Raw genomic sequence first — 9678 nt, forward strand, 5'->3', positions numbered from 1 at the left:
GGAAGGGCACACGTTGACCTCCCCGACCTCGACCTTCCCGACCTCACGGACCACTCCCCCCTTCGACCGGAAGCGGCTTCCCCCCGGCGTGGAACCGCCCACCGCGGCCGACCCCGAGCGCATCGGCGGCTACAGCGTGGTCGGCCGCGTCGGTGCGGGCGGTATGGGGGCCGTCTACGCGGGTTTGGCCTCGGACGGCGGCTGCGCCGCGGTCAAGGTCGTCCACGCCCACTTCGCCGCCGACGCCGACTTCCGGGCCCGGTTCGCCCGCGAGGTGGAGATGGTCAGGCGGGTGCGCGCCGCCTGCGCGCCCGCGTTCCTGGACGCCGACGCGCGGGCGGACACGCCGTGGCTGGCCACCGAGTACGTGCCCGGCCTGACCCTGCGCCAGCACGTACGGCGGCACGGACCGCTCTCCGGGGGCGTCCTGCTCGCCCTGGCGGTCGGTCTGGCCGAGGCGCTCACCGCGATCCACGCGGCGGGCGTGGTGCACCGCGACCTCAAGCCCGGCAACGTCATCCTGTCCCCGACCGGCCCGAAGGTGCTCGACTTCGGGATCGCCCGCGCCGTGGAGGGCACCGCGCTCACCCGCACCGGCGGCCTGTTCGGCACCCCGGGGTGGGTGGCCCCGGAGCAGTACGAGGGGCAGGCCGCCAGCGACCGGTCCGACATGTTCGCCTGGGCGGGGCTGGTCGCCTTCGCCGCCACCGGCCGCGACCCCTTCGGCAGGGAGTCCGCCGAGGTGGTGTCCCACCGGGTCCGCAACGGCGAGCCGGACCTGGACGGGGTGCCGCCCGAGCTCCTGGACCCGGTGCGGCGGGCGTTCGACAAGGACCCCGGACGCAGGCCCTCGGCGGTCGGGGTGGTCACCGCGCTCACCTCCGGCTGGAACGCCACCCGGATCCAGCCGTTCCATGGCGACCCGGTGACCGAGGTCGTCCCCGGCCTGCTCGCCACCGAGTGGCGGGGAGTGGAGGCTCCCGCGCCGCGCCGGGTGCGCCGGTCCGGCCGGGCGCCGCTGCTCGCGGCCACCGCGGCCGTCCTGGTCGCCGCGCTGGTCGGCACCTGGCTGGTCGTGCGCCCCGAGGACGGTCAGGAGGTCGCCGAAGGGGGAGCCGCCGACGGGGGAACCGTCACCGGGGACGACGCGGGTACCGGGGACGACGCGGGTACCGGCGACGGTACGGCGGACGACGGGGAGCCCGCCGTGCGGACCGACCCCGAGGACACGGAGGCGGTGGTGGGCGAGGCCGTGGAGCTGGCCCTCGGCGCGTCGAGCTTCACGGCCTACTCCGCGGCGAGGGAGGCCGAGATGTCCACGGGGAGCACGACCAGCTACTCCTACACCGAGGACCCTGAACCCAGGTACTTCCAGAGCCTCTACGCGGGACCGGCCACCTTCGTCACCCTGGAGGTCGGCGAGGGGCCGGACGACGTCCTGGCCCGCACGGACTCCAACCTGGTCGGGGTGGTCGAGGGTGACTACTACCGTCCCGCGCCGGAGGAGCTGGAGGAGGAGCCCCGGGCGGGCTGGACGTCCACCGTGGAGTCCCTCCGGGCCGTCCTCGGCGAGGGGAGCCAGGTCAGCTACCAGGGGGAGTCGGCGCCACCCGTCACCGACTACCCCGAGGACATGACCGAGGGCATCGACCTGAGCGGACGCACGGGACACCACTACACCGGAACCTACGTCGGGGAGGCGACCCTCGCTCCGGGACAGGAGGTGGAGCTCACCTTCGACCTGTGGATCGGCGGGGACGGCTACCCGCAGCACTTCCAGACCTACGAGTCCTCGGAGGAGGAGGGTGTCAACGGCACCTTCATGACCGGGTACTCCACGACCGTCGGCTTCCTCCAGTTCAACGGACCCGTGGAGATCGAGGTCCCCGACGAGTCGGAGATCGCCGCCAGCAGGGAGGAGGCGGCCCCGCAGACCGGGACCAACTGACCGCCGCCCGGTGCCGCGCGCCGTCCCGCGCGCGGCACCGGGCGGGGCGGGAGCCTACCCCTGGCCCCGGAGGTTCTCCTTGAGGAACTCCACCTGGAGCAGCATGAGGTTCTCCGCGACCGTCGGGTCCGAGGGCGAGTGCGTCACCCCCGACAGCGGCAGCACCGTGTGCGGGCGCCCCGCCGCCATCAGCGCCGACGACATCCGCTGCGTGTGCGCGAAGGCCACGTTGTCGTCCGCCAGGCCGTGGATCATCATCAGCGGACGCTCCAGCTTGGCCGCCTCCGCCAGCAGCGAGCTGCGCCCGTAGGCCTCCGGCTCGCTCCCGGGGGTGCCCAGGTAGCGCTCGGTGTAGTGGGTGTCGTACAACTCCCAGTCGATGACCGGCGCGCCCGCCACCGCCGCGTGGAACACGTCCGGGCGGCGCAGCACCGCCAGCGCCGCCAGGTACCCGCCGAACGACCAGCCGTGGATGCCCACCCGCGACACGTCCAGGCAGTCGAACCGCTCCGCCGCGTCCTCCAGTGCCGCCACCTGGTCCTCCAGGACCGGCGCGGCCAGGTCGAGGTGGACGCTCTGCTCCCACTCCACCCCGAGGCCCGGCGTGCCCCGCCCGTCCGCGATGAGCACCGCGAACCCCTGTTCGGCGTACCACTGGGCGGTCAGGTACGCCCCGCGCGCGTTGAGCACCCGCTGGGCGTGCGGGCCGCCGTAGGGCGCCATCAGCACCGGCAGCGGGCGCAGCTCCTCCCGGTACCAGGACGGCAGCACCAGGGCGCTCGGGATCCGGCGCTCACCGGCGCGCCAGAACTCCACGCGCGGTTCCGGCAGGTCCGGGGCCTCGGCCAGGCTCTCGATCTCGGAGCAGGACCGGCGCGTCTCGGTGCTGGCGCCGCGCAGCACCACCGTGTGCGCGCCCGGGAAGTCCATCGACCGGTGCTGCACCACCAGCGTGTCGCCGCGCAGCCGTCCCGAGCGCAGGCCGCTGTGCGCGCCCGAGTCGGCGGACCTGCTGCACCCGTGCCCGGGCACCTCCACCGGCGCGGCCAGGCCCGTGCCCAGTTCGACCAGCCACAGCGACACGTCGCCGGGGCTCCCCGCGGGCGATCCCGAGTACAGGACCCGGTCGCCGTCCACGTCCACCACACCGCGCACGTACACGTCCGCGGGGCTGACCGGGGCGTCGCCGACGTAGACCCGGCGCTCGCCCCCGGCCTCGCGGCCGATCCACACCAGGTCGCCCGCGCCGGTGTAGGCGGGCACGCCCGGCATCAGCTCGACCCACACGCCGTCGGTCTCGGTGCGCGACCCCACCACCAGACCGGTCGCGGGGTCGGCGCTGAACAGGGTCAGCGTGCGCTGGTCGCGGCTCTGCGCGGTGAACACCACGGTCGGCGTGCCGTCCGGCCCGGTCGTCCAGCCGACCGTCGCCAGGTAGGGCAGGGCCTCGCGGTCCCACTCCACCCAGGCCGGTTCGGGCCGCTCGCCCCCGCGAGGGCCGACCGGGAACACGGCCAGGCGCACGTCGGCGTTGGCGCCGCCCGCGGGCGGGTAGCGCAGGGCCGTCGGCTCCTGGCCGGGGCTGCCGGGATCGGAGACGTACCAGGTGTTCACCCCGGACTCGTCCACGCGCGCGACGGCGAGGGCGGAGCCGTCCGGCGCCCACCAAAAGCCCCGGTAGCGCCCCATCTCCTCGGCGGCCACCAACTCGGCCAGACCCCACGTGACGTCGGGGCCGTCCGGTTCGGCCACCGGGCGGTCGCCGTGGTCCGGTTCGGCGGCGGCGATGTCCAGGACGCGCACCGCGCCGCCGCTGACGTAGGCGATCCGGTCGCCCGCCGGGCTGATGCGCGGGTCCACGACGGGGGTGGCGGCGGGCAGCTCGCGCGGAACGGCGTCGTCGCCGACCAGGTCGACGTAGAACAGCCGCCCGGACAGGGTGAACACCGCGCGGGTGAACGCCTCGTCCACCGAGTACGACACGATCCCGCCGCCGCTCTCGCGCAGCCGCTCGCGGCGGGCCCGCTCCTCGGGCGGAAGGTTCTCGTCGTCGGCGCCCAGGGACCGGGGGTCGGCGACCACCGTGTCCGTTCCCGCCCCCTCCGTGTCGTGCACCCACAGACAGGTGGCCTTGTCCACCCCGTCGCGCCCCCGGAGGAAGGCGACGCGCCGTCCGTCCGGCGAGATCTGGAACGCGCGGGGGACACCGATCGAGAAGCGCTGCGTGCGGGCCTGTTGGCGAGGAAAGCTCATAGGCCGATTGTGTCCCATGCCGCGCCCGCCCGGGGTGCCGGTCGGCGGCCCGACGCCCCTCCGTGAAGTGTGCGATGTGGGAGGTGGCGCGCAGTTGCGACCGGTATCGTTCGCTACGTGACTGACAGGCGACTGATGATGGTGCACGCGCACCCCGACGACGAGAGCATCGTCACCGGAGCCACCCTGGCCAAGTACGCGGCCGAGGGGGCCGGTGTGACCCTGGTGACCTGCACGCTGGGGGAGGAGGGCGAGGTCATCCCCGAGGACCTCGCGCACCTGGCCTCCGACCGCGAGGGCACCCTCGGCGAGCACCGGATCGGCGAGCTGGACAAGGCCTGCCTGGCCCTCGGCGTCCGCGACCACCGCCTCCTGGGCGGCCCCGGCCGCTACCGGGACTCGGGGATGATGGGCGCGCCGACCAACGAGCACCCCCGGGCGTTCTGGGGCGCGGACGTGGAGGAGGCCGCCACGCTCCTGGCGCAGGTCATCCGCGAGGTCCGCCCGCACGTGCTGGTCAGCTACGACGAGCACGGCGGCTACGGCCACCCCGACCACATCCAGGCGCACAGGATCGCCCGGCGGGCCTTCCTCCGGGCAGGGGAACGGGCCATGCCCGGCACGCCCTGGCAGGTGCGCAAGCTCTACGCGATCGCCCAGCCGGTCTCGCGCATCGAGGAGTCCATCGCGCGGCTGAGCGAGGAGTCCGGCTCCTTCACCCCGCCCGCCCGGGTGTCCGACATCGCCCGGGGCACCCCCGAGACGGCGGTGACCACCCGTGTGGACGCCACCGACCACTGGGCGGCCAAGACGCTCGCGATGCGCGCCCACGCCACCCAGATCACGGTGGAGGGCGAGCGCTTCGCCCTGTCCAACGGCATCGCCCAGGAGATCGACGCCGTGGAGTACTTCACCCTGCTGGTGGGACCGACGCCGCGCACCCACCACGGCGAGTACGAGACCGACCTGTTCGCGGGGCTGTGACCGCGACCGGTGGTACCGAGCGTTTACCCTCGTCGCTGTGACCACCACACCTGAGACCGCCGCGCCCGCCGAGGGCGAGTCCTCCGCCGGGTTCCTGTCGCCGGTGCTGACCGGGACGACCTTCGTGGTCCTGCTGCTGCTCGGCGCCGCCGTGGGCATGCTCGGCACCACCGGCGCGGGCTGGCTGACCCTCTACTGGGGCGCGGGCGCGACGGTCCAGGCCGCGAGCGCGGCCGGGCTGCTGGCCTTCCTGGCGCTGCTGTACGGCGCGTGCCGCCTGTGCGCGTGGGGCAGCCGCCGCACCTCCGGGGCGGCGGCCTTCGCGGTCGGCTACCTGGCCGCGCTGATAGGGACGGTCGGCTACATGCCCGGCGGCGACATCGTGCTCACGAACCACATCATGCACAACGCGTACCTCTTCGGGGTGATGCTGGTGCTGGTGTTCGCCGTGATCCGCAGCTGGTCCTTCGTCCCGCCGCCCGGTTCCCCGAGGGCAGGGACGTCCGGGACCGACGCGCGGTCCGCGGGCGGGGGCTACCGGCGGACACGGCCCTCCGAGCGGGCGCGGCCCTGGCGAGAGGGCTAGGACCGCGGTCCCCCAACGACGAGGGCCCGTGAGGCGCGCGCCCCACGGGCCCTCGTCGGCCCCGGTTCCGGTCAGGCCCAGAACTGGAGGAGCAGCTCGCCGTAGAAGGCGACGCCGCTGAACACCGGGTTGGGCAGCACCAGGTCGAACAGGCTGTACACCGCGTTCACCAGCAGTTCGTTCAGGCCCGGGAACCACAGGATCGCGAACACGGCCACCGAGCCGAACAGCGCGTTGTCGCGGGCCACGGTGACCCAGTCGCCGCGCTGCCAGGCGGCCAGCACCTCGAAGCCGTCCAGGCCGGGAACCGGCAGCAGGTTGATCACGGCGGCCGTCAGGTTCGCGAAGCACAGGAAGGCCATCGCCGAGATCGCCCAGTTGGTGGTGTCGTTGCCCGGGGGCACCAGGACGGACACGGTGATCGCGAACGCGGCGGACACCAGGAGGCTGGCCAGCGGTCCGGAGAGCGCCACCAGGACGCGGCGGCCCCGGGACGGGACGCGGTCCCAGTCCACGTAGGTGGGCGGACCGGTCATGCCGAAGGCGCCCAGGCCCAGGTAGGCCGAGGGCAGGACCAGCCCGGCGAAGGCCTGCCGGTAGGCGAACGGGTTGAGCCGCAGGTAGGCGCTGCCGCGCAGGGACCGGTCACCGGCCAGGTAGGCGGCGAGCGCGTGCGCGAACTCGTGGACGGCCAGGGAGACGATCCAGCCGAGCAGGATGAACACCGGCGGGACCAGCGGGGTGACGCTGGCGCCCTCGGCGACCCACTCCAGCTCCGCGGCGGTCCACGACAGCCAGCCCGCGAACCCCATCAGGCCCAGCAGCAGCACGAACACCGGGCTGGGCAGGAAGTCCGCCCAGCTCTCGGGGCGCGGGGTGTCGGGGCCGCTCCCGGATGCGGCGTCCCCGGAGGCGTCCGGTTCGGCGTCCGCCCCGGAGGCGTCCGGCCGAGCGGACGAGGGGTCTGAGGCCTTCGTCCTCACGGCGTCCCGTGATCGGGAGCCGGTCCCGGAGTCCTCGACGTCGCCGGGGCCGTCGGTGTCCTCCTCCAGGTTCGGCCGGTTGAGGGCGTCCTCGGGCATCTGCTCCCACGGGTCGGCGACTGCCCCGCCGGCCTCGGGCACGTCGGTCGTCTCAGCCTTGCGCGGCGGCTCGGGCGCGGGCATGGTGCTCCTGCTGGTCTCGGGTGGTTCGCGCTCCAGGTTAGGCCCTGGTCGGCACCCGTTCGCAGCGGGTGGCCGATGAGGGGCGCAGCCGGAAGGCGCGGTCCCCCCGGATTCGGACTCCGGGCACCGAACGCGACTCCCGGCCGCGCCACGATCGCCCGTCGCACCACGCCTGCCGGTCACACCATGATCCGCGGTCGCGCCATGGCCCGGGGCGCCACCACGCCTCACGGACACACCATGGTCTCCCTGGATGCACCGGGGACCCCGGTCACACCACGGCCCGGGGCGCCACCGCCGACTGGTGCAGGCAGGCGATCGCGAACGCCCGCCCCGGGGCGGTCAGCTCCCGGCGCCCGGCGCCGTCGTCGTCGGTGAGCAGGCCCAGGGTCTCCAACAGCCAGCTCACCGCCATCACCAGTGCGCGCACCTGGTCCGAGGCGGCCTCCGCGGTGCGCCGGTGCGACGCGGCGTGCCTGCCCGAGGACGCCGGAGGCTCCACCGGCACCCACCCCGACTCGGTCAGCGCCCTCTCGGCCGCCTCCACGTCCGACTCGCCGCGCCGCGCGTGTGAGCCGCTGCCCTGCGGAGTGCGCGCCAGCAGCATGCCCAGCAGCGTCTCCGCCGCGGCCTGGTCCAGGCCCCCGGTGCGGCACAGGGTCTCGGTGGCCGCCTGCCACAGCGCCTCGGGATCCTCCCGCAGCTGGCGCCCTCGCCGCGTCAGGACCAGGCGGCGGCCCGACCGGCGCACCGCGCGCATCCCCCGCAGCGCCTGGTGCAGGGCGATCAGCTGGGTGGCGTCGGTCTCGCTGCGCGGTGGCTCGGGGATGGTCCGCCATCCGAAGTCCTCGCACATCTGGCGCACCACGCTCGGCGAGATGTAGCCGATCTGGGTGAGCGCGATCCCCTCCGCGGCCAGGTCCAGCAGCCGCTGGAGCGGCGCCATCGCGGCATCGGCGCCGCGCGGCACGTCCGCGCCCGCGATGATCTGGCCCACCAGCGGCCACAGGCGCTGGCGGTGCGGATGCGCGGACGAGCTCAGCCAGGCCCGCACCCGCTCCTCGCGTATCCGGTCCAGGTGGCTCAGCCCCCGGTTGTCCGGCTGGGTGAGGAACGACCGGGCGAACCGCTCCTGGGCGGGCCGCCACCCGCGCTTGCCGGGGCGCACGTCGCCCAGGGTGATCGCCAGCTCCAGCGCCGACGCGGTCTCGTCGCGGGCCACGATCTCGGCGTCGCCGACCGCCGTCCCCCAGGTCAGCTCGGGCAGGTCCGGCGGCTCCACGCCCGACTCCCACATGAGCCGTTCGTACATCGCCAGGCCCGCGGCGTGGTCCCCGCCGTAGACGGTGAGCAGGGCCGCCGTCTCCGGCGCCGAGCAGATCTGCGCGTACCGGTGCAGCTGGAGGAGGGCGAAGAGGTTGCCGAGGGCGCGGACCGCGAACAGCTGGTCCTCGGCGGAGTCGTGGAAGCGGACCGGTAGCTCGAACCAGCAGAACCGCTGGACGGCGTGCTGGTTGAGCCTCTCGAGCTCCTGCTCCGGAGCGAGCGTGTCCAGGGCCGACCGGGCCATGTCGGCCGCCCGCTCGTCCCGGCGTGCCAGCTCGGCGAGGGCGGACGCTACTGCTTCGCGCATGACGGGCGCTCACCACCTCCCCGCGTACCGGCGCCCGTTCCGCGTGGATGTGCCGCCGGGGGGCGCGATGCTTCGTTGTCGGTTCCTCGGCGGGCTGGCTGGACCCGCTGCGGAACTGTGCGTTTTCTACCCCGCAGGGCCCGAAGAATGCCACTGTCCAGGCGCGACATGCGCGCCTCGCGACGCCCGCCGGGCGGACGCCGCCTCACTTCGTGGAACCCGGAACGCACGGGGTTCAGGGCGTTCGCGGCGGGCTCCCGCCGCGGCGGCGAGGGGGTACGGGGGGAACGACCCGGCTCGCGGCGATCGTCGGCTCGGCGACCTCCACCGCGGAGCCGTCACGGCGGCGCACGGTGAGGACACCGTCGTCCCAGGACTCCACGACACCGACGATATCGGTGAACCCGCCCTCGGGGAGGCGTATTCGTACAGAGACTCGCCGACCGATGTCCGCAGGAGAGATCCTGTGGACGAGACGTCCTCCCATGTGCAAGGAAATGCCCCCCGATTGTGCGCTGGGTGTTCTCCGCCGTCATACTAGGAGTACGACATCTGTGCCAATTGCTTGCAGAGCCCGGGAACAGGGGCAGGGCGCCCGCACGCCGGTCCCGGCCCGGGGTCCGCGAAGATCCCCGCCTCCCCCGTGGGACGCGGGGGTGAGACAAGGAGTACGACGTGACCTACGTCATCGCGCAGCCCTGTGTTGATGTACTGGACAAGGCGTGCATTGACGAGTGCCCCGTGGACTGCATCTACGAGGGCGACCGCATGCTCTATATCCACCCGGACGAGTGCGTTGACTGCGGTGCGTGTGAGCCGGTCTGCCCGGTGGAGGCCATCTACTACGAGGATGACCTCCCCGAGCAGTGGTCCGACTTCTACAAGGCCAACGTCGACTTCTTCGACGACCTGGGCTCCCCGGGCGGCGCCTCCAAGGTCGGCAAGATCGACCGCGACCACCCGCTCGTGGCCAAGCTGCCGCCGCAGGCCGAGTAGCCCGGCGGAGCGCCGGGCGGGTTCCGGCGCTCCGAGGCCGGGGAGGACAACCGCGGCACCCCTATGGCGCAGAGGGTGCGCGGCCTCGCGCGGCCCGGCGTGGACGACGTGT

Annotated in this window: 8 protein-coding genes; 4 read left to right on the forward strand and 4 right to left on the reverse strand. The window is 74.0% G+C overall.

What is annotated here, in order from left to right:
• The first annotated feature begins 13 nt into the window (after positions 1 to 13).
• Positions 14 to 1948, forward strand: coding sequence for a serine/threonine protein kinase (locus ACSIH6_RS12040; RefSeq protein ID WP_435108332.1), 1935 nt, complete (start codon positions 14 to 16; stop codon positions 1946 to 1948).
• A 54-nt stretch (positions 1949 to 2002) separates the two neighbouring features.
• Here the strand turns inward: ACSIH6_RS12040 and ACSIH6_RS12045 are convergent, their stop codons facing one another.
• Complete coding sequence (locus ACSIH6_RS12045; RefSeq protein WP_435108333.1) at positions 2003 to 4201, reverse strand: S9 family peptidase; 2199 nt, start codon at positions 4199 to 4201, stop codon at positions 2003 to 2005.
• 117 nt (positions 4202 to 4318) lie between these two features.
• Between ACSIH6_RS12045 and mshB the strand changes: the two genes are divergently transcribed.
• Together mshB and ACSIH6_RS12055 are read left to right on the forward strand one after the other, a co-directional pair.
• On the forward strand, positions 4319 to 5185 hold the full coding sequence (gene mshB, locus ACSIH6_RS12050; protein WP_435108334.1) for an N-acetyl-1-D-myo-inositol-2-amino-2-deoxy-alpha-D-glucopyranoside deacetylase: 867 nt from the start codon (positions 4319 to 4321) through the stop codon (positions 5183 to 5185).
• Positions 5186 to 5222: 37 nt separating this feature from the next.
• Entirely contained in the window at positions 5223 to 5771 is a 549-nt protein-coding gene (locus ACSIH6_RS12055; protein WP_435108335.1) for a hypothetical protein, read from the forward strand.
• 71 nt (positions 5772 to 5842) lie between these two features.
• Here ACSIH6_RS12055 and ACSIH6_RS12060 read toward each other — a convergent pair whose 3' ends face one another.
• The 3 genes from ACSIH6_RS12060 to ACSIH6_RS12070 all read right to left on the reverse strand — a co-directional run bounded on the left by ACSIH6_RS12060 (position 5843) and on the right by ACSIH6_RS12070 (position 9063).
• Positions 5843 to 6937: a site-2 protease family protein gene (locus ACSIH6_RS12060; RefSeq protein ID WP_435108336.1), complete on the reverse strand. Its 1095-nt coding sequence runs from the start codon at positions 6935 to 6937 to the stop codon at positions 5843 to 5845.
• A 271-nt stretch (positions 6938 to 7208) separates the two neighbouring features.
• Positions 7209 to 8570 (reverse strand): hypothetical protein, encoded by a 1362-nt coding sequence (locus ACSIH6_RS12065; RefSeq protein ID WP_435108337.1) that lies wholly within the window; start codon positions 8568 to 8570, stop codon positions 7209 to 7211.
• A 235-nt stretch (positions 8571 to 8805) separates the two neighbouring features.
• Positions 8806 to 9063 carry a putative acetyltransferase gene (locus ACSIH6_RS12070; RefSeq protein WP_150251891.1) on the reverse strand — a complete coding sequence of 86 codons (258 nt, stop codon included), beginning with the start codon at positions 9061 to 9063 and terminating at the stop codon, positions 8806 to 8808.
• Between the two features lie 182 nt (positions 9064 to 9245).
• Between ACSIH6_RS12070 and fdxA the strand changes: the two genes are divergently transcribed.
• Positions 9246 to 9566, forward strand: a complete 321-nt coding sequence (fdxA, locus tag ACSIH6_RS12075) for a ferredoxin (protein ID WP_013154907.1) — start codon at positions 9246 to 9248, stop codon at positions 9564 to 9566.
• The last annotated feature ends 112 nt before the right edge of the window (positions 9567 to 9678 follow it).

Source organism: Nocardiopsis synnemataformans (genome assembly GCF_965343085.1).
Lineage (GTDB): Bacteria > Actinomycetota > Actinomycetes > Streptosporangiales > Streptosporangiaceae > Nocardiopsis > Nocardiopsis alborubida.

Coding starts and splice junctions, on each gene's coding strand:
- ACSIH6_RS12065 (WP_435108337.1), bottom strand. CDS start 8,570: ATGCGCGAAGCAGTAGCGTCCGCCCTCGCCGAGCTGGCACGCCGGGAC.
- ACSIH6_RS12060 (WP_435108336.1), bottom strand. CDS start 6,937: ATGCCCGCGCCCGAGCCGCCGCGCAAGGCTGAGACGACCGACGTGCCC.
- ACSIH6_RS12045 (WP_435108333.1), bottom strand. CDS start 4,201: ATGAGCTTTCCTCGCCAACAGGCCCGCACGCAGCGCTTCTCGATCGGT.